We start from the raw sequence: 24,193 nt of genomic DNA, 5'->3' as shown, positions 1-24,193 counted from the left end.
TCGCGTGAACTCCGCGTCGCGTGAACTCCGCGTCGCGTGAACTCCGCGTCGCGTGAACTCCGCGTCGCGTGAACTCCGCGTCGCGTGAACTCCGCGTCGGCCCGCCCCAAGCGTCGGCCCGCCCCAAGCGTCGGCCCGCCCCAAGCGTCGGCCCGCCCCAAGCCTCGGCCCGCCCAAGCCTCGACCTGCCCCAAGCCTCGGCCCGCCCAAGCCTCGGCCTGAACTAAGCGTCGGCGTGGACGAGTTCGATGTCGTGGTCGTCGACGCCACCGCCGGAGACCGTCACCGAGGCGGCCCGCGGCGCGTAGCCCGTCGCGATGACCGTGTACGCGCCGCTGTCCAGGTCGGAGAAGGCGTACGCCCCGTCGTGACCGGTGGTGGCCGTGGCGACCACGTTGCCCGCGGCGTCCACCAGGGTCACCAGCGCGTCGCTGAGCGGGGCGCCCGCTCCGCGTACCGTGCCCCGCACCTGCGCGCCCGGCCGCAGCTCGACCTCGATCCGGGTGATCCCGGTGCCGCCGATCTCGACGGGCAGGGCCAGCGGACGGTGCTTGGGGGAGTTGACCGCCAGGGTCACGGTCCCCGGCACCAGGTCGGTGATGGTGAACTCGCCCAGGGCATCGGTGCGTCCGGTCGCCAGGACGTCCCCGCGGACGTCGGTCACGATGACCACGGCCTCCGCGACCGGGGCCCCGCTGTCGGCGGACAGCACCACGCCGGCGAGGCCGCTGGTGCCGCTCAGCAGGATGTCGTACGGGACCGGCGCGTCACCGGCGACGACGATCGTCGACGCCTGGGGCTGATAGCCGTCGGCGGAGGCGATCAGGACGTACGATCCGGCGCCGGGCGCGTCCACGCCGTACGAACCGTCGCTTCGCGAGACCGACCGGCCGAGTTGCCTTCCGCCGAGGGAGATCAGTGTCACCGCGGCTGCGGCTACGGGGACGCGTTCGGCCCCGAGGACGTGCCCGCTGACCGGGATGCCGCCGCCGACGGAGCCGGTGAGCGAGCGGCTCGAGCCGTCGTCCTCGGTGTTCGCGACGGAGGCGAGCGCCCCCGCACGCTCCGCTGCCACGCCGACGGCCTGTGCGGTCTGCGCGGTCTGCGCGGACTGTGTGGTCTGTGCGGTCTGTGCGGCAGCGACCGGCACGGCGGACGGCGTCCGAGGACCTTCGACAGCCGGGACCCCGGCACCACCGATCTCGCCCGCCTCGTCCGCCTCGCCCGCCCGCCGACGCGGAATGAACGCGGCCAGGGCGAAGGCCAGCAGGGCCGCGCCGCCGCCGAGGGCGAGGACGGTCTTGAAGCCGTTCTCGGAGGGCAGGGCGACCGAGCCGAGGTTGGTGGTCATCTGGGCCAGGATGACGCCGGCGACGGCGCTCGCGACCGACGTACCGATGGACCGCATCAGGGTGTTGAGGCTGTTCGCGGCGCCGGTCTGGGACGGCGGCACGGCGCCCATGATGAGCGCGGGCATCGCGCCGTAGGTGAAGCCGATACCGGTGCCGATGACGCAGGAGACCAGCACGAACTGCCAGACCTCGTCCATCAGCAGGATCTGCAGGCCGTAGCCGGCGGCCACGATCAGGGCGCCGACCATCAGGCTCACCTTCGGGCCCTTGGCCTTGGACAGGGTCGCGGAGACCGGGGCGATGACCATCATCACCAGGCCGCTGGGGGCCATGACCAGGCCGGCGGTGAGCAGCGACTTGCCCAGACCGTAGCCGGTCGCCTCAGGCAACTGCAGGAGCTGAGGAAGGACCAGGGACATCGCGAACATGCCGAAGCCGAGCGCGATCGACGCGAGGTTGGTGAACAGCACCTGGCGGCGGGCGGTGGTGCGCAGGTCGACCAGCGGCTGCTCCGTGCGCAGCTCCCACCAGCCCCACACCAGCAGGACCACGACGGTCGCCGCGAAGAGACCGAGGATCGTGCCGCTGCTCCAACCCCAGTCGCCGCCCTTGGAGATGGCCAGCAGCAGGCAGACCAGGCCGGCCGCCATGCCGAGGCCGCCGACCAGGTCGAAGCGGCCGCCGGTGCGGACCTTGGACTCGGGCACGAGGAGCAGGACCAGCAGGAGGGCGACGGCGCCCATGGCGGCCGAGCTCCAGAACAGCATGTGCCAGTCGAAGTTGTCGGCGATCAGCGCGGCGGCGGGCAGGCCGAGGGCGGCGCCGACACCTAGGGAGGCGCTCATCATGGCGGTGGCGGAACCGAGCCGTTCGGCGGGCAGTTCGTCGCGCATGATGCTGATGCCGAGCGGGATCACACCGCCGGCCATGCCCTGCAGGACGCGTCCGACGATCATCGGGGTCAGGGAGTCGCTGAGGGCGGCGGTGATCGAGCCGGCCACCAGCAGGACCAGGCTCAGCAGCAGCATGCGGCGCTTGCCGTACATGTCACCGAGCCGCCCCATCATCGGGACGGCGACGGCGGCGGCGAGCAGCGTGGCGGTGACGGCCCAGGCGGTGTCCGAGGCCGGGGCGTTCAGGAGCTGGGGGAGCTCCGGGACGATCGGGATGACCAGGGTCTGCATCAGCGAGACGACGATGCCGCCGAAGGCGAGGACCGCCACGACGGTGTTGGCCCTGGGGGCCGTGACCTCTCCGTCGTCGGCGGGGCGGGGGAGGGCGTGGGACATGGGTCGAGCCTCCGGGTGGGGTTGGGGGCAGCGCGACATGTCCAAGCTAAGTCAGTTGATTGACTTAAGCAAGCATGGTCGGTTTTTGGGGATGAGTGGTGAAGGAATTGAGTGCTGGGACGGCCGGCGGTGTGTTCTACGTCGGCTGGGGTTCGGAAGCCGTCTCCGCCGCCGGGGGTTGATCGTCTTCTGCGGGGCTTGCTTGCGCCTGAAGAATCTGGATGACCGCTTCGGTGTCCTCGAGCGACATGTAGTCGTGGAGTACGGCGCGGAAGGCGTCGTCGCCGAGGGCGGTTCGCTGGATGTTGAGCCAATAGAGGTCCTTGCTGAGCGGGATTCTCATGGATATGTGCATGAGCAAGGCCTGGACGTTGTAGCGAAGCCCTTGTTCCGGCTGTTGCTGTTGCGTGCGCAGGACCCCTAGTTGCCCGATCGTGCTGGCGATTCCGGCACGGTTGCCGAGTTCTTCGGCTATGGCGAGGGACTTGCGGTAGTGGAGTTCGGCTTCCTCGAGGTCTCCCCGCTGCTGCGCGATGGTGCCGAGCTGGTGATACGAACCGGAGATTCCGGTCTGGTTGCCGAGTTCTTTCTCGATGGCGAGGGAGTTGCGGTAGTGGCGTTCGGCCTCGTCGGAGTTCCCGCGCGCCTGCGCGACGATGCCGAGGTGGTGATAGGAGACGGCGATTTCCGCGCGGTCGTCGATTTCTTCCTTGATGGCGAGGGAGTTGCGGTAGTGGCGTTCGGCCTCGTCGAAGCTCCCGCGGTCCTCCGCAATCCTGCCGAGTTGGTGGTATGAAACAGCGATTCCCGCCTGGTTGTCGAGTTCTTCCTCGATGGCGAGGGACTTGCGATGGTGGCGTTCGGCTTCTGCGTAGTGTCCGCGCTCCTGCGCGACGATGCCGAGGTAGTGATAGGTGGAGGCGATTCCGACGCGGTCGTCGATCTCTTCCCTGATGGGGAGCGAGTCGAGGTAGTGGCGTTCGGCTTCGTCGTAGTCCCCTCGCTGCTCTGCAATGGTGCCGAGCCGTTGGATATGGGCGGCGGCCTCCCTGGAACGAGGCGGGAACCAGGTCAGACTCTCCTCGACGAGGCGCTTCTCCCAAGCCCAAGCTCCCCGGGTGTGCAGATGCTCACATACGAACCACGTGGCCGCGAGCGCCTCGTCCAGTTCACCGGCCTGGTGATGATGGTGACGGGCTTCCACGGCTTGGACGATGTCGGCAGAAATTTCCTGGGGCCATACGGTGACGCGCCAGCGCCAGTAGGCGGCAGCCCGGCGATGAGCGGTGGTGAGGTCGTCGGTACCGGCGCGCTGCTGAAGGGCGTCGGCGGTCCACCGGTGTACCACGAGGCCCGTAGGCGGATCCTCGGGCTTGTCGTGCGGCGCGAAGGCAGGAGAGACGAGCCCCAGCTCCGACAACAACCGGAGCGCCTCTTTGAAGGCGGTGTTCGGTTCGACTGGCGGGCGGGAGGCCTCCTGCTTGTCTCGCGCGTACTGATCGACCGTCGCCCGGGGCAAGCCCCAGTTGTCCTGCGCCGTGGCTCCCGCAGCGCGCGCTTTCTCGATCTGCACGCCCACGGCCTTGATGCGCTCCAACAAGGCCCGATCCAGCGCACGCACAGCCGTCGGCCCCGACAACTGCCAAGCCGCCCCCACCCAATCCACCGCAGTCCGATAAACAGCCAGCCCCTCCAGCAATCTCCGCGCCTCCGGCACCCCCTCCAACTGCGCCAGCAGCGTGTCGAGCAGCACGTCATCCACTGCCAGCGTCACGGTCTCGGCCAACGCCCGGTCCAGGTCACCCGCCACCCCGGCCAGCCACCCCCCGGGGTTGCGGATGCCGCGCCGGTCCAGCGCGTCCTCCAGCCGCTCGGCGATGTCCGGGAAGCGCGCCTCGCCGCCCCGTAACAGCGCGTCCAGGTACTCCAGCGCCCGCGGATGCCCGCCCACATCGGCGTAGGCACGCTGCTGTTCGGCCGGGTCGAGGGCGTCCAGCCCCGGCAGCCGCCACATCAGCTTGCGGGTCTCGGCGAAGGAAAGCGGGCCGAGGTGGTGCTGCAACAGCCGCCGGTGCCTGCGCTGGGGCAGGACGAAGGGATAGCGGCTGGTGACCACCAGCCGGGCCTCGGGGGCGGCGCCCGCCCAGGCCGAGAGGAAGTCGGCGAGCTCGGAGTCGGACAACTCCCAGCTCCCCTCCACCCGAGCGAGCAGATCCTCGGCGTTGTCCAGCACCAGCAGCAGCCGTACGCGAGGCAGCACGAGTTGCCGGATCAGCTCCCACCGCTCCCGCCAGGCCGGCTTGGCGTCGGTGAGGGCGGTCGCGACCTGACGTACGACATCGTCGTCGGGCAGCCCCGCGGACAGGCAATGGGCGAGCAGCCGTTGCCGCACCGTCTCCAGCACGGCATCCACCGTGGGGGCCGTGGCGGCCGACACAGGCACCACCAACCCCGCCTCCGTCCCCAGGTGATGGAGCAACTCGGCGGCCAGAGTCGATTTTCCGACACCCCCGATCCCATGCACGAGCACTCCGGCCCGCCGCGGATCCCGCAGAGCTCCGAGCAGCCGCCGCAACTCCGCGCGCCGCCCCACGAACTCCCCGACCTTGCGCACCGCCATGCCCTCTTGCAGCACCGGCTCCGCCATCGGCGCGACCCGCTCGGCCACCTGCCCGGCGTCGAACAACGGCAGCGGCGCTCCCGCAAGGAACAGCGAGGGCGTGGACCACTCCGGCCAGCCCGCGAACGGGTTCTCGGCAGGCAGGCGTCGCCGTGCGGCTTCCAGATCGCGACGCGCCCGGGAGATCGCCGCCAGCGGGAGCGGATGCTCCACTCTGGCCAGCTCCTCGTACACACGAGTCGCCAGATCGGTGGCGTAGGTGTCGGTGACCGCCTCCGTCATCGCCAGCACGGAGGGCACGCCCCGCGCCAGCAACTCCCGTGCCAGACCGGCACGCGCCTCGGCCGCGGCCTCGTCACCGGATGTGCCGTCGGACGAGCCGCCGTCCGCCTCACCCGCCTCCGGCGCCAACGCGGTGGAACACCCCGCCAACACCACCAACGGAACTCCGTGCCCCGTCGGCAACACCTCGTCCATGAAGCGGCCGGCGTCCACGGTGTCCACGCCACCGTCGTCGCTCTCCAGGTACAGCACGCCCGGCCCGGCATGACACGACAGATGCAGAACGTGGAACCGCTCCTCCAACAGCGCGGCGCGAATCTCGTGCACGCTGCCCCAGTTCAGCACCCGGACATACGCGCCCTGCCTGGCTCGCGCAGGATCCACGGCGTTCAGGATCCGCGCCAACTCCCTTTCATAGTCAAGGAGTTCACCCCTGCCATGCTCCGGACTGGCCACCACCGCCAGAATCCGCAGCGGCCCGGCCACCCGCACCGCCACCACCGGCGCGGTCTCCCTCTCGACCTTCCGATACAGCTCGACCTGCTCGGACAGCACCAACGGCCGCCCGTCCCCGGGCACGACCAGCGTCTCCCAAGGCAGGTCCCGCCACCGGGGCTCGTCCACCTGGAGCCCGATACGCAGGGGCGCGTGGCAGTCACGCGCCAGCGCCGCCACGCGCTTCAAGGCGCCCCCCACCTCACCGCCGGCGAACCGCTCACCCAGAGCCCGTCCTACGGCGCCCAGCGCGCCGTCCACCCCGCCGGACACCCGCGTCTCCTGGACCGCGGGCGCCTCCCGCGTGATGTGTCCGCCCCGCACCCGCTCCCGAGCCCGCCCCAGGCCCCAGAGCAGCTCCTCCAGCTGCTGGTCGGGCTCGGCACCGTCGAGCGAGGCCGCGGCCACCTCCGTGCCGCCGGCGGAGAACACCACCGAGTCGGCCCCGATCCGTAACTCCGCCTGGATCGGCCCGTCCGGCCGGTACGCCAGCCCGTCGGGTGCGACGACCTCACCGGTGCGGGCCGGCCTCGTCATCGACGGTCGCCCGCGTACCCCCTCGGCCAGTTCTCGTACCCGCTCCTCGTACTGCGCCGGCGTCGCCACCGTACGAAAGTCGACATACAGCCGCGAAACGACGAAGGGCGGGAGTTCCGCCTCCCCCCACAGCACCGGAATCACGCGCTGGCGTCCGTCCGCCGACGCCCCGATGGCAGCGGCGAACTCCTCGTCGCACCACTCGGACTCCACCCATTTCGGGCTCACCACGGCGACCAGGACATCGGCCCTCGCCAACCCGTCCTGCAGACGCGTGGCTATCCGCTGCCCCGGAACCATCTCCCATCCGGCGAGCCACACGTCGAGCCCCAGCCGCTCCAGGTTCTCCGCCAGCGCGACGGGCCACCGCCCGTCCCCGAACGCATAGGAGAGAAAGACATCGAACCGACCGTCTTCGGCCACACCGCACCCCCGTACACAGTGCCCCGGAACCGGAACCCCTGACAGTCGACCCCGAGGCACAGAATGCTAGAACCGCGGTCCGCCCCCGGCACCCGTATCGGCACGATTCGCCCTTCTGCCTTCGCCTCCCGCTTCGGCAACGGCGAAGACCGCTCAGGGCACACTGATCCCATGTCCACCCGCCGCAGACACTGCCCCGAATGCCGTCGTGAGATCGCTGTCGTCGCCGGCCGCTTCGCCCGGCACGACCCGCCCGGCGCGCGGGAGAGCGGCGAGCTCGTCTCGTGCCCCGGTTCCCGGCGGCAGGCGGAACTCGGAGCCGCGCAGCCGACGTTGGACGGGTACGCAGTGCCCGTCTTCCCCGGGCAGCTGCCCCTGTTCTAGGCGGGATTCACGCGAGGAAGACGTCCCGCTCGTCGGTGGAGAACATCTCGTACATTCGCCGCAACAGCGCCTTCCGCGCGGCCGGCACCCCTTCGGCCGCCCTCAGTTCCCGGCCACCGACTTCACCGCCACCGACACCGGCGCGGGCCCGCTGATCAGCTCCAGGGTCAGTCCGGCCGTCGCCGGGGAGTCCACCAACTCCGCCAGTACGGCGGCCACGTCGTCCCTCGGCACCGGGCCCCGGCCGGTGCGCGCCTCCAGTCGTACGAGACCGGTGCCGGCGTCGTTCGTCAGCGAACCGGGGCGCAGAATCGTCCAGTCCAGGGCGTCCAGACGGCTCACGTACGCGTCCGCCTCGCCCTTGGCGCGCAGGTAGACGTCGAAGACCTCGTCGCCCTCGTGCGCCGGATCCGCGCCCATGGACGACACGACCACGAAACGCCGTACACCCGCCCGGACCGCCGCGTCCGCGAACAGCACCGCCGCGGCCTTGTCCACCGAGTCCTTGCGGGCCACCCCGCTGCCCGGTCCCGCACCCGCCGCGAAGACCGCCGCGTCCGCGCCCTGCAGATACGCCGCGACCTCCTCGACCGAGGCCGATTCCAGATCCAGCAGGACCGGTTCGGCACCGGCCTCCCGCAGGTCGTCGCCCTGTTCGGCGCGACGGATGATCCCCGCGACCTCGTCTCCGCGCGCGGCGAGCAGCCGCTCCAGCCGCAGCGCGATCTGACCATGACCACCAGCGATGACAATGCGCATGCTTCCGACCGTACGCCCGCACAGCCGCATCCGCCGCACGACTCCGGCCACACCTCAGGGGCGTACGCGCGAGGCGAACCTCCCGGCGACCGCGCCCCTTACGACAACTGCCCCCGCCCCTGCCGAGGCAGCCCCAACTCCGCCGTCGCGGCCGTGTTGCAGTACTCCCGTACCGCGCTCGTCCGCGCCACCACACGCCCACGGTGCACCACGATCCGGCTGTACGCGAGCGAGAGCGCCCCCGCCAGCCCGTCACCGCGTACCGCGAGCAACTCGGCCGGGAATCCGGCCTCCACGCGTACCTCCGGCAGACCCAGCACCGCCCGGGCCGACGCACTCACCGCGTCGTAGGCCTCCTCGGGGCGCAGGCCGTAGCGGGAGGCCAACAGGTAGGCCGCCTCCAGCGGGTCACCGCGCCCCACGGGGTTCGAGACGTCCCTCAGCGCACCGCTTCCCGCCGCCACCCGCACTCCGGCCGCGCGCAGCAGCCGTACCGGGGCCGTGCCCCGCCGTTCGACGCCACCGCAACCGCCCTGCGGCAGGCACACCACCGCCACGCCGGCCGCCGCGAGCTGGTCCGCGGTGCGGGCCGCCACCTCGGCGGGCAGGCGCCCCAGGCCGCCGCACGGCGCGAGGGCCACTCCGGGGCGCAGTCCGCCGGCCATGGCCGCGAGCCGGGACAGGCGGGCCGGGTCGGTGGCGTCGGTGTGCAGGTCCACGGGGCAGCCGTGTTCGGAGGCGACATCCAGGACCGCCTGCACATAGCCCGTCGGATCGGGGTCGAGATCAGGACAGCCGCCCACCACGGAGGCTCCCATCTTCACCGCGTCCCGCAGCATCGCGAGTCCGTCGGCCCCGGCCACCCCGGTCAGCACCCTCGGCATCGCCACGGTCGTCAGCTCGGTGAGCCCGCGCAGCGCACGCCGTGCCTGCAATACGGCGGCCAGCGCGCCGAGCCCCTGGACGTCGCCCACGCGCACGTGAGCCCGCATGGCGGTGGCCCCGTGCCCGAGTTGCAGCAGGGCGGCCTCGGTGGCCCTGCGCTGGACATCCTCGGCGTCGTACGAGGCCGGCCCCTCGCCGTCGGCGGACAGCGCGGTGTCGCCGTGGGCGTGCGGCTCGGCCGGGGCCGGCAGGAGGAGATAGCCACCGAGGTCCAAGCGCGCGCCACGCGCGCGTGCCCCGCCCGCCGCGAGGCTGCCCGCCGTACCGACCGCCTCGATGCGCCCGCCGCCCAGCCGTACGTCCACGTTCCGGCCGTCGGTGAGCTGCGCCCCGCACAACAGGAGGGACGTCCCCTCGGACCGCTCGGACGCCGAACCCGACGAGGAGTGGGGCGGCTGCGGCTGGCTGTCGGGCATCACGCTCCAGGGGCTCGGGGGCTGGCCATCGGCGACATGGGGACAGGGGCATAGGGACGTGAGGAGGCAAGATCACGCAGAGTGAGTCGAGCCTAGGGTGACGACCCGCTCGCTCCGGGGAGGAGCGCAATAGTCGTACCGGTGTGGTCCGCCGTACGGGAGGGGCCTCCGAGGCCGCTGAGGGAACCGCGGATCGGGGTGCGACGGGGGCCGCGAAACGGATTTGGGTGAACGGCGGCCGAGCGTGTAATGTCTTCATCGCTCGCCCCAATAGCTCAGTCGGCAGAGCGTCTCCATGGTAAGGAGAAGGTCTACGGTTCGATTCCGTATTGGGGCTCTGGTGTGAGAGGTTCCCGCCGCCAGGCGGGGCCCGATCGCATCTCAGCGGTGTAGCTCAGTCGGTAGAGCAAGCGGCTCATAATCGCTGTGTCACCGGTTCAAGTCCGGTCACCGCTACTGACAGTAGCCGATTGTGGGGTCGGTCCTTCGATCGGCTACTCTTCTATGCGTTAATCGTCCCATCCGTTCGTCAAGGAGCACTCCTGTGGCTGCCACCGACGTCCGCCCGAAGATCACGCTGGCCTGCGTGGAGTGCAAGGAGCGGAACTACATCACCAAGAAGAACCGGCGTAACAACCCGGACCGACTGGAGATGAAGAAGCACTGCCCGCGTTGCAACGCGCACACCGCGCACCGCGAAACGCGATAAATCAGGCTCGTACGTGAGGCCGCCCCCGCAGTCGGGGGGCGGCCTCACGTCGTTTCGGTACAGCAGACTTCAGGAGGTGCCGAGCCATGGCGCTCGACCAGTCCTTCGTGGGGCGGAGCTACCCGCCCACCGACCCCTATGAAGTGGGCCGGGAGAAGATCCGTGAGTTCGCGGAGGCGGTGGGGGACGCCAACCCGGCGTACACGGATCCGGAGGCCGCCAAGGCGCTCGGTCACCCCGATGTGATCGCCCCGCCGACGTTCGTCTTCTCGATCACCTTCAAGGCGGCCGGGCAGGTCGTCCAGGACCCGCAGCTCGGCCTCGACTACAGCCGGGTGGTGCACGGCGACCAGAAGTTCGCCTACGTCCGCCCCGTGCGCGCCGGCGACCGGCTCACGGTCACCTCGACCATCGAGGCCGTCAAGTCCATGGCGGGCAACGACATCCTGGACATTCGCGGCGAGGTCCACGACGAGGCCGGCGAGCACGTCGTGACCGCCTGGACCAAGCTCGTGGCCCGCGCGGCCGAGGAGGCGTGAGCAGATGACGGCCAAGATCGCGTACACCGACGTCGAGGTCGGCACCGAGCTGCCCGCCCAGACCTTCTCCGTCACCCGTGCCACCCTCGTCCAGTACGCGGGCGCCTCCGGGGACTTCAACCCGATCCACTGGAACGAGAAGTTCGCCAAGCAGGTCGGGCTGCCGGACGTCATCGCGCACGGCATGTTCACCATGGCCGAGGCGATCCGCGTGGTCACCGACTGGGCCGGCGACCCGGGCTCGGTCGTCGAGTACGGCGTCCGCTTCACCAAGCCCGTCGTCGTCCCGAACGACGACCAGGGCGCCACCATCGAGGTCGGCGGCAAGGTCGCCGCCAAGCTCGACGACAACACGGTCCGCGTGGACCTCATCGCGACCAGCGCCGGGCAGAAGGTGCTGGGGATGTCGCGGGCGGTCGTGCGGCTGGCCTGAGGCTGGAGCAACAGTAAGGGGCGTCCTCCATTGCGGGGCGCCCCTTACGTATAGGCAGTCCCTTCTCGCTACGCATGGGTTGAAGTCCGGCACCCTTGACGTAGTTAGTGATTGAGTACTAACTTACTTGCATGGTCAGGATGAGCGCAGAAGAGAGGCGTGAGAGCGTCATCCGTGCGGCGACGGTCGAGTTCGCCCGTGGTGGGTACCACGGCACCTCGACCGAGGTGATCGCCAAGCGGGTCGGCGTCTCGCAGCCGTACCTCTTCCGGCTCTTCCCGGACAAGAAGGCGATCTTCCTCGCGGCGGCCGAGCGGTGCGTGGAGGACACGATCCGCACCTTCGGGGAGGCTGCCGAGGGGCTCGAGGGCGAAGATGCCCTGCATGCCATGGCGAACGCGTACACCAAGGTCATCGCGGAGCGGCCCGAACGGCTGATGATGCAGATGCAGATGTACGTCGCCGTGGCCGCCGCCGAGGAGGCCGGTGAGCACGAGTTCGGTGAGGCGGTGCGGGCCGGCTGGATGCGGCTGTGGGACACCGTCCACCTGCCGCTCGGTGCCGACGTCAACGAGACGACGACTTTCCTGGCGTACGGAATGCTCGTCAACTGCCTGGTGGCCATGGGCTTCCCGCCCGAGCACCGGGTCTGGGAAGGGCTCTATCCGTCGGCGCGGATCAAGGGCCGACTGGAGCACTAGGACACGAGATGGGCGTCATGGGCGCCTTTTCATGCGCACGAAAGTTAGTCATCAATAACTAACCGATCTTGGTGATCACCCATCGATCACTCTCTGGGGGAGAGATGTCACAGCAGGCCGCACGTCGCGGGGGAGCCGTCTGGGCCCTCGTCATCACCAGCGTCGCCGGGTTCATGGCGGCCCTCGACAACCTCGTCGTCACCACCGCCCTGCCCTCCATCCGCAAGGACCTCGGGGGAGCGCTGGACGACCTGGAATGGACGGTGAGCGCCTACACGCTCACCTTCGCCGTCTTCCTCATGTTCGGCGCGGCGCTCGGCGACCGCTTCGGCCGCCGCCGGCTCTTCATCATCGGCACGGCCGTCTTCACCGCAGCGTCCGCCGCCGCGGCCATGGCGCCCGGTATCGACTCCCTCATCGCGGCCCGCGCGGTCCAGGGTGTAGGCGCGGCGATCATGATGCCGTTGACGCTCACCCTCCTCACCGCAGCCGTGCCCGCCGCCAAGCGCGGGATGGCGTACGGCATCTGGGGCGCCGTCAACGGACTCGCCGTCGCCTCCGGTCCGCTCATCGGCGGCAGCCTCACCGAACACATCTCCTGGCAGTGGATCTTCTGGCTGAACGTCCCGCTGGGCATCGCCCTCCTGCCGCTGGCCCGCCTCCGCCTCGCCGAGTCCCACGGCACCGGCGCCCGGCTCGACATCCCCGGCACCCTGCTCGCCAGCGGCGGCCTCTTCGGGATCGTCTACGGCCTGGTCCGCAGCCCCGTCGACGGCTGGACCAGCCCTCTCGTCCTGACCGGTCTGTTCGCGGGCACCGCGCTGCTCGCCGGCTTCGTACACCACGGCATCCACAACAAGAACCCCATGCTGCCGATGAGGCTCTTCCGGTCCCGCGCCTTCACCGGCATCAACGTCGCGAGCCTGCTGATGTTCCTCGGGATGTTCGGCTCGATCTTCCTGCTCAGCCAGTACATGCAGGGCGTGCTCGGCTACTCGCCCACCGAGGCCGGCCTGCGCATGCTGCCCTGGACCGGCATGCCGATGCTCGTCGCCCCGATCGCCGGCATCCTCTCCGACCGCATCGGCGGCCGGCCCGTCGTCGCCGCCGGCCTCTTCTTCCAGGCTGCCGGCCTCGCCTGGATGGCCTCCGTGGTCACCGCCGACGCCTCCTACGGCGCCCAGTTGCCCGGCCTGATCATCAGCGGCATCGGTATGGCCCTGTTCTTCGCCCCCGCCTCCAGCTTGGTGATGTCCAGCGTCCGTGCCCACGAACAGGGCATCGCCTCCGGGGCCAACAACGCCCTGCGCGAGGTCGGTGGCGCGCTCGGCATCGCCGTCATGGCGTCGATCTTCTCCGCCCAGGGTGGCTACGAGAGCGGGCAGGCCTTCGTCGACGGGCTGCAGCCGGCGCTGGTGACCGGCGCCGCGGTGGTCGCCCTCGCCGGGGTTGCTGCGCTGCTGATTCCGCGACGGCGACCGGCGGCGCGGATCGAGGGCGCGTCGGCGCCGGTGCTGGAGACCGTGAGTTCCTGAACGGCACGCGCGCGTACGGCCCTGCCACCGAGGCGGGGCCGTACGCGCGCGTGGGCAGATCCAGGTACCCGGCGTCCCCAGTCACCCCACGCCCGTGCCGGCGCCTCCTGGGGGCTCCGCCCCCAGACCCCCGGCCTATGCCCACCCACCACCCGACTCGGTCGGCCGAGAGGTGGGCGTCGCCCTGGGGGCTGCGCCCCTGTGGGTGGGTGGGTGGGGGTTGGGGATGGCCTTTACGTACCGCCCGTGTCGGTGGGTCGAGAGGTGGGCGTCGCCTTGGGGGCTGTGCCCCTGTGGGCGGGGGGCTGAGGATGGCCTCTACCCACCACCACCCAACTCGACGGTTCGAGAGGTGGTGCGCTCGCCCGGCCGCCACCGGCGTCGCAAGGTGCACGGACCCGCACTCGCGTACGGCGGGAAGGGGACGTGTCGGGGGGGGTCCGCCCGCAGCGGTTGGCGCGTCAACGCGTTCGCCCCCGTAAGAAGCCGATTCCGCGCCGTTCCGAGGACGGACACCCCCCGACACGGCCCCGACCCCACCACAACACAAGGCGCAACGCGAACCCCCACCCAGCCCGCACGCCCGCACGCAACCGAAGCTGTCAGCCCCGTCTCGTACTCTTGAGCGCGTGCAGGAACTCCACGACGCCCCCCTCGCCCCCCTGACCACCTTCCGGCTGGGCGGTCCCGCGACCCGCCTGGTCACCGCGACGACCGACGCCGAGGTGGTCGCCGCCGTCCGCGAGGCCGACGAAAGCGGGACGCCCCTGCTGGTCATCGGCGGCGGATCGAACCTGGTCATCGGCGACAAGGGCTTCGCGGGCACCGCGCTCGTCATCGCCACGAAGGGCTTCGCCCTCGACGGCACCCGGCTCGAGCTGGCCGCCGGCGAGGTGTGGACCGACGCGGTCGCCCGCACCGTGGAGGCCGGACTCGCCGGCATCGAGTGCCTGGCCGGCATCCCCGGCTCCGCCGGCGCGACCCCCATCCAGAACGTGGGGGCGTACGGCCAGGAGGTCTCCTCGACGATCACCGAGGTGATCGCCTACGACCGGACCACGCACGAGACGGTCACGATCCCGAACGCCGAGTGCGCCTTCTCGTACCGACACAGCCGCTTCAAGGCCGACCCCGAGCGATTCGTCGTCCTGCGCGTCCGCTTCGAGCTGGAGGACGCGAACGGACTGTCCGCTCCGGTCAAGTACGCCGAGACGGCCCGGGCCCTCGGCGTGGAACCCGGCGACCGCGTGCCCCTCGCCGACGCCCGCGAGACCGTCCTGAAGCTGCGCTCCGGCAAGGGCATGGTGCTGGACCCCGAGGACCACGACACCTGGTCGGCCGGATCCTTCTTCACCAACCCGATCCTCACCGAGGAGGAGTTCGCCGCGTTCCACACGCGCGTGCGGGAGCGACTCGGCGACGACGTGGAGCCGCCCGCGTACCCCGCGGGGGAGGGCCGCACCAAGACCTCCGCCGCCTGGCTGATCGACAAGGCGGGCTTCACCAAGGGGTACGGCACCGGCCCGGCCCGCATCTCCACCAAGCACACGCTCGCCCTCACCAACCGGGGTGCGGCGACCACCGAAGACCTCCTCACGCTGGCTCGCGAGGTGGTCACCGGCGTCCGCGACGCCTTCGGCGTCACGCTGGTCAACGAGCCGGTGACGGTCGGCGTCAGCCTGTAGCCCGCCAGGCGGCCCCGCCAGGCGGCCCCGCCGGGCGGCCCCGCCGCGCGGCCCCGTCAGCCGGCCAGCCAGTCGTCCACCCCCGCCAGCAGCTTCACCTTCGTGTCCTCGGGCGCCGCCGAGCCGCGAATGGACTGCCGGGCCAGTTCCGCCAGCTCCTGGTCCGTGAAGGCGTGGTGCAAGCGGGCGATCTCGTACTGGGCCGCCAGACGGGAGCCGAAGAGCAGCGGGTCGTCGGCACCCAGCGCCATCGGCACACCGGCCTCGAACAGCGTCCGCAGCGGGACGTCCTCCGGCTTCTCGTAGACGCCAAGGGCCACGTTCGACGCCGGGCACACCTCACACGTCACACCCCGGTCCGCCAGCCGCTTCAGCAGCCGCGGGTCCTCCGCCGCCCGGACACCGTGCCCCAGCCGGTTCGCATCCAGGTCGTCCAGGCAGTCCCGTACGGAGTACGGCCCCGTCAGCTCGCCCCCGTGGGGAGCCGACAGCAGACCGCCCTCCCGCGCGATGGCGAAGGCACGGTCGAAGTCCCTGGCCATGCCCCGGCGTTCGTCGTTGGACAACCCGAAGCCGACCACACCCCGGTCGGCGTACCGCACCGCCAGGCGGGCCAGCGTGCGCGCGTCCAGAGGGTGCTTCATACGGTTCGCGGCGACCAGGACGCGCATGCCGAGGCCGGTCTCGCGGGACGTCGTCTCCACCGCGTCCAGGATGACTTCGAGGGCCGGGATCAGTCCCCCCAACCTGGGCGCGTACGACGTCGGGTCAACCTGGATCTCCAGCCAGCCCGAGCCGTCGTTCAGGTCCTCCTCCGCGGCCTCCCGCACCAGGCGCCGAATGTCATCGGGCTCTCTGAGGCACGAGCGCGCCGCGTCGTACAGGCGTTGGAAGCGGAACCAGCCCCGCTCGTCCGTCGCTCGCAGCTTCGGCGGTTCCCCGCTGGTCAGGGCCTCGCTGAGCGCCTCGGGCAGGCGCACCCCGTACTTGTCGGCCAGCTCCAGCACGGTGGCGGGCCGCATCGAACCGGTGAAGTGCAGGTGCAGATGGGCTTTCGGCAGCTCAGAGACATCACGTACACGCTCCATCCCAGGATCCTGCCGTACGCCACCGCCGTCCCGGTAGCGCTTTCCCCTTTAGTGGTCTTGCTCGCACAAACAAACAGGGACCACCTCCGAAAATTCGGAGGTGGTCCCTGAGGCAGAACTACCGGGACGGAACTCAGTCCCGTGCCTCCGCCAGCAGCTTCTGGATCCGGCTGACACCCTCGACGAGGTCCTCGTCACCCAGGGCGTACGACAGCCGCAGATAGCCCGGCGTACCGAAGGCCTCGCCCGGGACGACCGCGACCTCGGCCTCCTCCAGGATCAGCGCGGCCAGCTCGACCGTGTCCTGCGGGCGCTTGCCACGGATCTCCTTGCCGAGCAGGCCCTTCACCGAGGGGTACGCGTAGAAGGCGCCCTCGGGCTCGGGGCAGAGCACGCCGTCGATCTCGTTGAGCATCCGCACGATGGTCTTGCGGCGGCGGTCGAAGGCCTCCCGCATCTTGGCGACGGCATCCAGGTCACCCGACACCGCGGCCAGGGCCGCGACCTGCGCCACGTTCGACACGTTCGACGTGGCGTGCGACTGGAGGTTCGTCGCGGCCTTGACCACGTCCTTCGGGCCGATGATCCATCCGACCCGCCAGCCCGTCATGGCGTACGTCTTCGCGACACCGTTGACCACGATGCACTTGTCCCGCAGCTCCGGCAGGATCGCGGGCAGGGACGTGAACTTCGCGTCGCCGTAGACGAGGTGCTCGTAGATCTCGTCCGTCATCACCCACAGGCCGTGCTCGACGGCCCAGCGGCCGATCGCCTCGGCGTCCTCGGCGCTGTAGACCGCGCCGGTCGGATTCGAGGGGGACACGAAGAGGACGACCTTCGTCTTCTCGGTGCGGGCCGCCTCCAGCTGCTCCACGCTGACGCGGTAGCCGGTCGTCTCGTCGGCGACGACGTCGACGGGGACACCGCCGGCCAGCCGGATCGACTCCGGGTACGTCGTCCAGTACGGCGCCGGGACGATGACCTCGTCGCCCGGGTCGAGGATCGCGGCGAAGGCCTCGTAGATGGCCTGCTTGCCGCCGTTGGTGACGAGGATCTGCGACGGGTCGACCTCGTAGTTCGAGTCGCGCAGCGTCTTCGCGGCGATCGCGGCCTTCAGCTCGGGCAGACCACCGGCCGGGGTGTAGCGGTGGTACTTCGGGTTCTTGCAGGCCTCGACGGCCGCCTCGACGATGTAGTCCGGGGTCGGGAAGTCGGGCTCACCGGCGCCGAAGCCGATCACCGGCCGCCCGGCGGCCTTCAGGGCCTTGGCCTTGGCATCCACGGCGAGGGTGGCGGACTCGGAGATCGCGCCGACTCGGGCGGAGACCCGGCGCGCGGTGGGAGGGGTTGCAGCGCTCATGGGGCCCATCGTTTCAGACCGGAAACCACCCCGGCACGCGGGTTTCACAGACTGAACATGTGCGGGCAAACCCCTGAACACCCGTCCGGATCCCGGCCGCGGCCAGGGCGATCTTCAGTCGATCTTCCGCCGTTCTTCCGTCCACAAGGCCCCTACGGGCGCTTTCTGTTCGACGAGGGGCCACAGAACACGTACACTCTCACCTCGTTGGCCTTCAGCGGGCTGCGCTCAATCGGTGCACACCGAGCACTCGGTCGAATGCGGTACGTTGGGGAACGCACAAAGGGTCGTAGCTCAATTGGTAGAGCACTGGTCTCCAAAACCAGCGGTTGGGGGTTCAAGTCCCTCCGGCCCTGCTACACACTCCTTCGCCAGGATGTGTGCGCATGTACGTACAGCAATGCACCGCCGTGCGGCTCAGACCGGGCGCGGCACGGCCACGACCCGGAATCAGGTGAGGACGAGTGACGGACGCCGTGGGCTCCATCGACATGCCTGATGCCGAGGACGAGGCGCCGGAGTCCAAGAAGAAGACTCGTAAGGGCGGAAAGCGTGCCAAGAAGGGCCCGCTGAAGCGCCTCGCTCTCTTCTATCGTCAGATTATCGCCGAGCTCCGCAAGGTCGTCTGGCCTACGCGGAGCCAGCTGACGACGTACACGACCGTCGTGATCGTCTTCGTCGTCATCATGATCGGGCTGGTCACCGTGATTGACTATGGACTCGACCATGCCGCCAAGTACGTCTTTGGCTGAGCCAAGAGCGAAGGGCGCCGTCACCGGCGCCCCTTTCGCGTGTTCCACCCCCATGTATCCAGGAAGAAGCAGCCACCGTGTCTGACCCGAACCTGAACGAGGCCGTCGAGCCGGACGAGTCCGTGGAAGACGAACTCGACATCGTCGAGGGCGCGGACGAGGATCTGGACGAGGTCGAGGCTGCCGACGCCGACGCTGGTGAGCCCGCCGAGGAAGCCGCCGTACACGTCGAGGACGAGTCCGCCGACGAAGGGGCAGCCGAGGACGAGGCCGTCGCCGAAGAGGAAGAGGAAGAGGAAGAGGACGTCGAGGAGGAGCCGGCCGAGCCGGTCGACCCCGTCGCCGCCCTGCGCGAGGAACTGCGCACCCTCCCCGGCGAGTGGTACGTCATCCACACGTACGCCGGTTACGAGAACCGCGTGAAGACCAACCTCGAACAGCGCGCCGTCTCGCTGAACGTCGAGGACTTCATCTTCCAGGCCGAGGTGCCCCAGGAAGAGGTCGCGCAGATCAAGAACGGCGAGCGCAAGACCATCCGTCAGAACAAGCTCCCCGGCTATGTGCTGGTGCGCATGGACCTGACGAACGAGTCCTGGGGCGTCGTCCGCAACACCCCCGGCGTGACCGGCTTCGTGGGCAACGCCTACGACCCGTACCCGCTGACCCTGGACGAGATCGTCAAGATGCTCGCCCCGGAGGCCGAGGAGAAGGCCGCCCGCGAGGCCGCCGAGGCCGAGGGCAAGCCGGCTCCGCAGCGCAAGGTCGAGGTCCAGGTGCTGGACTTCGAGGTCGGCGACTCGGTCACCGTCACCGACGGCCCGTTCGCCACGCTGCAGGCGACCATCAACGAGATCAACCCCGACTCGAAGAAGGTCAAGGGCCTCGTGGAGATCTTCGGCCGCGAGACGCCGGTCGAGCTCTCCTTCGACCAGATCCAGAAGAACTAGTTTTCTTTCTGGACCCACCGCGTCCGAGCAGGTCAGAGGGGCTGTCAGAAGCCCGTCTGACCTGCTCGGTTTTTGGCCGCGCATCTATACCCGTTATCGTTGTGCGGTATGCCTTCATCCGGGACGCGACCCGGGTGGAGGTAGACCCGAATCGAAAGGACCCGGAGAGCCATGCCTCCCAAGAAGAAGAAGGTCACGGGGCTCATCAAGCTCCAGATCCAGGCCGGTGCCGCCAACCCGGCTCCGCCGGTCGGCCCCGCGCTGGGTCAGCACGGCGTCAACATCATGGAGTTCTGCAAGGCCTACAACGCCGCGACCGAGTCGCAGCGTGGCTGGGTGATCCCGGTGGAGATCACGGTCTACGAGGACCGTTCCTTCACCTTCATCACCAAGACGCCGCCGGCCGCCAAGATGATCCTCAAGGCCGCGGGCATCGAGAAGGGCTCCGGCGAGCCGCACAAGACCAAGGTCGCCAAGATCACCCAGGCGCAGGTCCGCGAGATCGCCACGACCAAGCTCCCCGACCTCAACGCCAACGACCTGGACGCCGCCGCGAAGATCATCGCCGGTACCGCGCGTTCCATGGGCGTCACGGTCGAGGGCTGAGCCCAACCCCCGCAGAAGAAGTGGCAGGGCCTGCTCGGCCCGTACCACGACTCCTCAGAACACATCAGGAGCAGTAGTGAGCAAGCGCAGCAAGTCTCTCCGCGCTGCGGACGCCAAGATCGACCGGGAAAAGCTGTACGCCCCGCTCGAGGCCGTCCGTCTCGCCAAGGAGACCTCCACGACCAAGTTCGACGGCACCGTCGAGGTCGCCTTCCGTCTGGGTGTCGACCCGCGCAAGGCCGACCAGATGGTCCGTGGCACCGTGAACCTCCCGCACGGCACCGGTAAGACCGCCCGGGTCCTGGTCTTCGCGACCGGTGACCGTGCCGAGGCCGCACTCGCCGCGGGCGCCGACATCGTCGGCTCCGACGAGCTCATCGACGAGGTGTCGAAGGGCCGTCTGGACTTCGACGCCGTCGTCGCCACCCCGGACCTCATGGGCAAGGTCGGCCGCCTCGGCCGCGTGCTCGGTCCCCGTGGTCTCATGCCGAACCCCAAGACCGGCACCGTCACCCCGGACGTCGTCAAGGCTGTCAACGACATCAAGGGCGGCAAGATCGAGTTCCGCGTCGACAAGCACTCGAACCTGCACTTCATCATCGGCAAGGCGTCCTTCGACGACACCAAGCTGGTGGAGAACTACGGCGCGGCCCTGGAGGAGATCCTCCGTCTGAAGCCGTCCGCCGCCAAGGGTCGCTACATCAAGAAGGCCGCGATCAGCACCACGATCGGCCCCGGCATTCCGCTCGACCCGAACCGCACCCGCAACCTCCTCGTCGAGGAGGACCCGGCGGCGGTCTGAGCCTGACGGCTCGCCCAGTCGGCGACGGGCCCCGCACCTTCACGGTGCGGGGCCCGTTCCTGTGTGAGGGGGCCGTGCCCTGGGTTAGCGTGCGAACACGGCAATGGCCCAGGGGGACGTATGAAGTGGACGACGGGGCGCCGCTGCGCCTGCTCGGTCGCAGCGGCGGCCGCGCTGACGCCGCTGACCGCCTGTACCGCCTTCGAATCCTCCCCGAAGCCCGAGAAGGACCGCGCAGCGACCTCCGAGTTCTTCCCGGCCCTGCGCCTGGCCGAGCGGTCCACGGACCGGGCCGGGTCCGCCAGGGTGCGGTCCACGACGGTCATGGGCACCCAGCTGTCCGTCGAGGCCGACGGCGCCCTGGACTGGGGCGGCGCGCTCACCGGCACCCTGACCATCACGTACACCGGCGGCACGACGGCCGAGACGATGCGCGGCCTCGGCGTCACATCGATGGAGGCCCGCTATCTGTCCGACGCCTACTACGCGCGGATGGGCGACGCGTTCGCCGAGAAGGCCGACGGCAGGCACTGGCTCAAGTACGTCTACGAGGATCTCGAGGCGCTCGGCGGGGGTGGCGCGAACCTCGCGGACCAGATGCGGAACACCACCCCGAACCAGTCGGTCAAACTGCTCCTGGACTCCGAGGACGTCCGCAAGGTCGGCGCGGAGACGGTGAGCGGACAGGCCACCACGCACTACTCCGGCACGGTCGAGGTGGGCGACGTCGCCGACGCGGAGCTGAGAAGGCAGCTCGAAGGGGCCGGCGTGACCACGCAGACCGTCGACATCTGGGTCGACGACCGGGACCTCCTGGTCAAGAAGGTCGAGAAGGGCCGGACGGCCACCGGTGAGCTGACCCAGACCGCGTACTACAGCGACTACGGCGTGCGGGTCTCCGTACGGAAGCCTCCAGCCGACGACACCGAGGACTTCAAGGAGCTCCTGGAGAAGTAGGGCGGGGTCGGCAACACCCCCTGAGTCACAGGGAATTCACGAGCCCGCTCGCGTCCCTCCGCGCGCCGCCGGGCGACAGGTGCCGGGCTCGCCGCGCTGCTCCTTGCCGCCGGTGTGGTGGGTTGCGGGAAGGAGTCGGAGGAGTCGCCGAGGATGACCCCGGCGGCGGCAGTCGCCGAGGCGGCGAAGAACACGGACGACATCACGTCCTTCCGCCACCGGATGACCGGCAGGGTCCCGGAGCAGGGCCGGGTCAGGGCCGAGGCCGCGATGCGCATGAAGCCCACCGTCGCCATGAGCATGAAGATGGCGGCGCTCGACCAAGGGGGCGGCGACCGCGTCGCGGAGATCCGGTTCGTCGACAAGGTCATGTACATGGGCGGGGGAGCCGCGGCCGCCGAGGAGGTGGACGGCAAGAGCTGGATCAGGTTCGACATGGCGACGCTGGGCGGCGGCGCGGCCGACAACAACTCCTACGGTGCACTGCCCCGCCAGGCCGAAGGGGACCCGGCCACCCAGTCCACCATCCTGAACGGCTCCAAGGACCTTCAGGAGGTCGGCACCGAGACGGTCGACGGCACCCGGACCACGCACTACAAGGGCACGGTCCCGGCCGCGACCTGCGTGCCGCTCGTGACTCGGCGAAGGACGAGGCGAGCCGCGAGCGACTGATCAAGGGCCTCGACCAGTTCATGGCGCTGGGCGTCGACGAGGCCACGATGGACATGTGGATCGACGGCGACGACCACACCAGGCAGTTCCGCATACGAGGCGACGCCGGCAAGGGCCCGCTCGACATGACCATCACGCTCCTCGACGTCAACGAGCCGGTAACGGTCACGGCCCCGCCGGCGCAGGACACCGTCGACATCGCCGAGATGATGGATTCCCTGGATTCCCTGGATCCCATGGAATCCCAGGAGGACGCGGCGGCCTGAGCCCCGTACGACCGGATTTGCTCGACGGCGATCCGGTCGCGTACTCTCCTACAGAAGCCAAAGACCGCTGGTCGTTGCCGTGTGCTCGTAAGAGGGTGCGGTGGCCGAAGGATCCGCTGAACTGCGGACGACCCGCGCAGGTGAATGTGGATGTGCTCCCGGAGTTCGCTGCTCTCGCTGTGAATGCCGGTCGAGCCACGCCCCGTGCGCCTGCGCCGGGGCGTTTCGTTTTCCCAGCCTCCTTTTGAGCGGTCGTCATCACCCGGAAGGAGGCCGACGCTCATGGCAAGGCCCGACAAGGCTGCCGCGGTAGCCGAGCTCGCGGAGCAGTTCCGCAGCTCGAACGCCGCCGTGCTGACCGAGTACCGGGGTCTCACCGTGGCGCAGCTCAAGACGCTGCGTCGTTCGCTCGGTGAGAACGCCCAGTACGCCGTGGTGAAGAACACGCTGACCAAGATTGCGGCCAACGAGGCCGGGATCTCTACGCTCGACGACCTGTTCAACGGTCCGACGGCGGTCGCCTTCGTCACCGGTGACCCGGTGGAGTCGGCGAAGGGTCTTCGTGACTTCGCCAAGGACAACCCGAACCTCGTCATCAAGGGCGGTGTCCTTGACGGCAAGGCGCTGTCCGCCGACGAGATCAAGAAGCTTGCGGACCTCGAGTCCCGCGAGGTTCTGCTCTCCAAGCTGGCGGGTGCCTTCAAGGGCAAGCAGACTCAGGCTGCGCAGCTCTTCCAGGCGCTTCCGTCGAAGCTCGTCCGCACCGTGGACGCTCTTCGCGCCAAGCAGGACGAGCAGGGCGGTGCCGAGTAATTCGGCTCGCACAGTGACCGCCGCCTGACGCGGTGGTCGACGCGGGCCGAACGTACGCCCGCCGACATGTACATCCGGCACCTGCCGAATTGAATGGAAGGATCGCCCAAAATGGCGACGAAGCTGTCCCAGGAAGAGCTGCTCGCGCAGTTCGAGAACCTCACCCTCATCGAGCTCTCCGAGTTCGTTAAGGCCTTCGAGGAGAAGTTCGACGTCACCGCCGCCGCCGCGGTCGCCGTTGCCGGTCCGGCCGGTCCGGCCGCCGCCGTCGAGGCCGCTGAGGAGCAGGACGAGTTCGACGTCATCCTCACCGGTGCCGGCGACAAGAAGATCCAGGTCATCAAGGTCGTGCGTGAGCTGACCTCCCTGGGTCTGAAGGAGGCCAAGGACCTCGTGGACGGCGCCCCGAAGCCCGTCGTCGAGAAGGTCGCCAAGGAGGCCGCCGAGAAGGCTGCCGAGGCCCTCAAGGGCGCCGGCGCCTCCGTCGAGGTCAAGTGACCCCACGGAGTCCGCAGGGACTCTTTGCAGGCTGACACAGTCCCTCTGAGAGGGCTGTAACGCTGACGCACCGAAGAGCGATCATCCATCCGGGTGGTCGCTCTTCGGCGTTCCGGGGAGCCGGGCGGCGGCTGCCTTGCACCGAGGTTCGTGCGGAGTATGGTGATCTTCGTCGTGTCTCCGGGCGCCCCCGGTGCAGGCTGCACGTGACGAGCGCAGCACCCGGTTCGGGCAAGGAGGGCCTTGACGAACCGCACGCAGCGCGCAATTCTCAGGACGCGTCGCCACAAGGATCCGAATCCGAGGCATGGATCGGCGACGAAGAGGG

20 protein-coding genes, 3 tRNA genes and 1 pseudogene are annotated in these 24,193 nt (G+C 69.6%); 18 read left to right on the top strand and 6 right to left on the bottom strand.

What is annotated here, in order from left to right; translation table 11 throughout:
- Positions 1-223: 223 nt before the first annotated feature.
- Positions 224-2,641 (bottom strand): MFS transporter, encoded by a 2,418-nt coding sequence (locus ADK57_RS36455; protein ID WP_053753954.1) that lies wholly within the window; start codon positions 2,639-2,641, stop codon positions 224-226.
- A gap of 136 nt (positions 2,642-2,777) precedes the next feature.
- The gene (locus ADK57_RS36450; protein ID WP_053753953.1) at positions 2,778-6,998 is read right to left on the bottom strand and encodes a tetratricopeptide repeat protein; all 4,221 of its coding nucleotides are present in this window, start codon (positions 6,996-6,998) and stop codon (positions 2,778-2,780) included.
- 171 nt (positions 6,999-7,169) lie between these two features.
- On the opposite strand from ADK57_RS36450, the gene ADK57_RS36445 reads away from it, so the two are divergent.
- Positions 7,170-7,382, top strand: a complete 213-nt coding sequence (locus ADK57_RS36445) for a hypothetical protein (RefSeq protein ID WP_030043139.1) — start codon at positions 7,170-7,172, stop codon at positions 7,380-7,382.
- Positions 7,383-7,484: 102 nt separating this feature from the next.
- Here ADK57_RS36445 and ADK57_RS36440 read toward each other — a convergent pair whose 3' ends face one another.
- Together ADK57_RS36440 and ADK57_RS36435 are read right to left on the bottom strand one after the other, a co-directional pair.
- Positions 7,485-8,141, bottom strand: coding sequence for an NAD(P)H-binding protein (locus ADK57_RS36440; RefSeq protein ID WP_053753957.1), 657 nt, complete (start codon positions 8,139-8,141; stop codon positions 7,485-7,487).
- 98 nt (positions 8,142-8,239) lie between these two features.
- A complete protein-coding gene (locus tag ADK57_RS36435; protein WP_053753952.1) occupies positions 8,240-9,502 on the bottom strand; it encodes a hydrolase in 1,263 nt (420 codons plus the stop codon).
- Between the two features lie 264 nt (positions 9,503-9,766).
- On the opposite strand from ADK57_RS36435, the gene ADK57_RS36430 reads away from it, so the two are divergent.
- The 8 genes from ADK57_RS36430 to ADK57_RS36395 all read left to right on the top strand — a co-directional run bounded on the left by ADK57_RS36430 (position 9,767) and on the right by ADK57_RS36395 (position 15,104).
- A tRNA-Thr gene (locus tag ADK57_RS36430) sits at positions 9,767-9,839 on the top strand.
- Positions 9,840-9,885: 46 nt separating this feature from the next.
- A tRNA-Met gene (locus tag ADK57_RS36425) sits at positions 9,886-9,958 on the top strand.
- A gap of 88 nt (positions 9,959-10,046) precedes the next feature.
- On the top strand, positions 10,047-10,211 hold the full coding sequence (gene rpmG, locus ADK57_RS36420; protein WP_003948671.1) for a 50S ribosomal protein L33: 165 nt from the start codon (positions 10,047-10,049) through the stop codon (positions 10,209-10,211).
- Positions 10,212-10,297: 86 nt separating this feature from the next.
- On the top strand, positions 10,298-10,750 hold the full coding sequence (locus ADK57_RS36415) for a MaoC family dehydratase N-terminal domain-containing protein (protein WP_053753951.1): 453 nt from the start codon (positions 10,298-10,300) through the stop codon (positions 10,748-10,750).
- A gap of 4 nt (positions 10,751-10,754) precedes the next feature.
- A complete protein-coding gene (locus tag ADK57_RS36410) occupies positions 10,755-11,183 on the top strand; it encodes a MaoC family dehydratase (RefSeq protein WP_053753950.1) in 429 nt (142 codons plus the stop codon).
- 131 nt (positions 11,184-11,314) lie between these two features.
- Entirely contained in the window at positions 11,315-11,884 is a 570-nt protein-coding gene (locus ADK57_RS36405) for a TetR/AcrR family transcriptional regulator (RefSeq protein WP_199830762.1), read from the top strand.
- A 104-nt stretch (positions 11,885-11,988) separates the two neighbouring features.
- Positions 11,989-13,419, top strand: coding sequence for a DHA2 family efflux MFS transporter permease subunit (locus tag ADK57_RS36400; protein ID WP_053753949.1), 1,431 nt, complete (start codon positions 11,989-11,991; stop codon positions 13,417-13,419).
- Between the two features lie 599 nt (positions 13,420-14,018).
- Positions 14,019-15,104, top strand: coding sequence for a UDP-N-acetylmuramate dehydrogenase (locus ADK57_RS36395; RefSeq protein ID WP_267890800.1), 1,086 nt, complete (start codon positions 14,019-14,021; stop codon positions 15,102-15,104).
- 56 nt (positions 15,105-15,160) lie between these two features.
- On the opposite strand, the gene ADK57_RS36390 is transcribed toward ADK57_RS36395, so the two are convergent.
- Both ADK57_RS36390 and ADK57_RS36385 read right to left on the bottom strand, forming a co-directional pair.
- A complete protein-coding gene (locus tag ADK57_RS36390) occupies positions 15,161-16,192 on the bottom strand; it encodes an adenosine deaminase (RefSeq protein WP_053753947.1) in 1,032 nt (343 codons plus the stop codon).
- Positions 16,193-16,325: 133 nt separating this feature from the next.
- Positions 16,326-17,552 (bottom strand): pyridoxal phosphate-dependent aminotransferase, encoded by a 1,227-nt coding sequence (locus ADK57_RS36385; protein ID WP_053753946.1) that lies wholly within the window; start codon positions 17,550-17,552, stop codon positions 16,326-16,328.
- A gap of 283 nt (positions 17,553-17,835) precedes the next feature.
- On the opposite strand from ADK57_RS36385, the gene ADK57_RS36380 reads away from it, so the two are divergent.
- The 9 genes and pseudogenes from ADK57_RS36380 (at position 17,836) to rplL (ending at position 23,865) form a co-directional block, all read left to right on the top strand.
- Positions 17,836-17,908 (top strand) — tRNA-Trp (locus ADK57_RS36380).
- Between the two features lie 108 nt (positions 17,909-18,016).
- On the top strand, positions 18,017-18,304 hold the full coding sequence (gene secE, locus ADK57_RS36375) for a preprotein translocase subunit SecE (RefSeq protein WP_053753945.1): 288 nt from the start codon (positions 18,017-18,019) through the stop codon (positions 18,302-18,304).
- Between the two features lie 77 nt (positions 18,305-18,381).
- Positions 18,382-19,251, top strand: coding sequence for a transcription termination/antitermination protein NusG (gene nusG, locus ADK57_RS36370; RefSeq protein ID WP_053753944.1), 870 nt, complete (start codon positions 18,382-18,384; stop codon positions 19,249-19,251).
- A 171-nt stretch (positions 19,252-19,422) separates the two neighbouring features.
- Positions 19,423-19,857 carry a 50S ribosomal protein L11 gene (gene rplK / locus ADK57_RS36365; protein ID WP_020135826.1) on the top strand — a complete coding sequence of 145 codons (435 nt, stop codon included), beginning with the start codon at positions 19,423-19,425 and terminating at the stop codon, positions 19,855-19,857.
- A 76-nt stretch (positions 19,858-19,933) separates the two neighbouring features.
- Positions 19,934-20,659: a 50S ribosomal protein L1 gene (gene rplA, locus ADK57_RS36360; RefSeq protein WP_053753943.1), complete on the top strand. Its 726-nt coding sequence runs from the start codon at positions 19,934-19,936 to the stop codon at positions 20,657-20,659.
- A gap of 120 nt (positions 20,660-20,779) precedes the next feature.
- Positions 20,780-21,616, top strand: coding sequence for a hypothetical protein (locus ADK57_RS36355; RefSeq protein ID WP_053753942.1), 837 nt, complete (start codon positions 20,780-20,782; stop codon positions 21,614-21,616).
- Positions 21,617-21,712: 96 nt separating this feature from the next.
- A pseudogene (locus tag ADK57_RS36350) lies at positions 21,713-22,554 on the top strand (LppX_LprAFG lipoprotein).
- A gap of 282 nt (positions 22,555-22,836) precedes the next feature.
- The gene (gene rplJ / locus ADK57_RS36345) at positions 22,837-23,367 is read left to right on the top strand and encodes a 50S ribosomal protein L10 (RefSeq protein ID WP_053753941.1); all 531 of its coding nucleotides are present in this window, start codon (positions 22,837-22,839) and stop codon (positions 23,365-23,367) included.
- A gap of 111 nt (positions 23,368-23,478) precedes the next feature.
- A complete protein-coding gene (rplL, locus tag ADK57_RS36340; protein WP_053753940.1) occupies positions 23,479-23,865 on the top strand; it encodes a 50S ribosomal protein L7/L12 in 387 nt (128 codons plus the stop codon).
- The last annotated feature ends 328 nt before the right edge of the window (positions 23,866-24,193 follow it).

Origin of the sequence: Streptomyces sp. MMG1533, from assembly GCF_001279775.1 — a bacterium.
Taxonomy (GTDB): domain Bacteria; phylum Actinomycetota; class Actinomycetes; order Streptomycetales; family Streptomycetaceae; genus Streptomyces.
The sequence above is the reverse complement of the archived record's forward strand: the minus strand, read 5'-3'. Positions and strand labels throughout refer to the sequence as shown.

Excerpts from the sequence above, each read along its gene's own strand:
- ADK57_RS36445 (WP_030043139.1), top strand. The coding sequence starts at position 7,170 with ATGTCCACCCGCCGCAGACACTGCCCCGAATGCCGTCGTGAGATCGCT.
- ADK57_RS36410 (WP_053753950.1), top strand. The coding sequence starts at position 10,755 with ATGACGGCCAAGATCGCGTACACCGACGTCGAGGTCGGCACCGAGCTG.
- ADK57_RS36435 (WP_053753952.1), bottom strand. The coding sequence starts at position 9,502 with ATGCCCGACAGCCAGCCGCAGCCGCCCCACTCCTCGTCGGGTTCGGCG.
- ADK57_RS36455 (WP_053753954.1), bottom strand. The coding sequence starts at position 2,641 with ATGTCCCACGCCCTCCCCCGCCCCGCCGACGACGGAGAGGTCACGGCC.
- ADK57_RS36385 (WP_053753946.1), bottom strand. The coding sequence starts at position 17,552 with ATGAGCGCTGCAACCCCTCCCACCGCGCGCCGGGTCTCCGCCCGAGTC.
- ADK57_RS36440 (WP_053753957.1), bottom strand. The coding sequence starts at position 8,141 with ATGCGCATTGTCATCGCTGGTGGTCATGGTCAGATCGCGCTGCGGCTG.
- ADK57_RS36355 (WP_053753942.1), top strand. The coding sequence starts at position 20,780 with ATGAAGTGGACGACGGGGCGCCGCTGCGCCTGCTCGGTCGCAGCGGCG.
- ADK57_RS36400 (WP_053753949.1), top strand. The coding sequence starts at position 11,989 with ATGTCACAGCAGGCCGCACGTCGCGGGGGAGCCGTCTGGGCCCTCGTC.
- rplJ (WP_053753941.1), top strand. The coding sequence starts at position 22,837 with ATGGCAAGGCCCGACAAGGCTGCCGCGGTAGCCGAGCTCGCGGAGCAG.
- rplL (WP_053753940.1), top strand. The coding sequence starts at position 23,479 with ATGGCGACGAAGCTGTCCCAGGAAGAGCTGCTCGCGCAGTTCGAGAAC.
- rplK (WP_020135826.1), top strand. The coding sequence starts at position 19,423 with ATGCCTCCCAAGAAGAAGAAGGTCACGGGGCTCATCAAGCTCCAGATC.
- ADK57_RS36415 (WP_053753951.1), top strand. The coding sequence starts at position 10,298 with ATGGCGCTCGACCAGTCCTTCGTGGGGCGGAGCTACCCGCCCACCGAC.
- ADK57_RS36405 (WP_199830762.1), top strand. The coding sequence starts at position 11,315 with ATGGTCAGGATGAGCGCAGAAGAGAGGCGTGAGAGCGTCATCCGTGCG.
- ADK57_RS36390 (WP_053753947.1), bottom strand. The coding sequence starts at position 16,192 with ATGGAGCGTGTACGTGATGTCTCTGAGCTGCCGAAAGCCCATCTGCAC.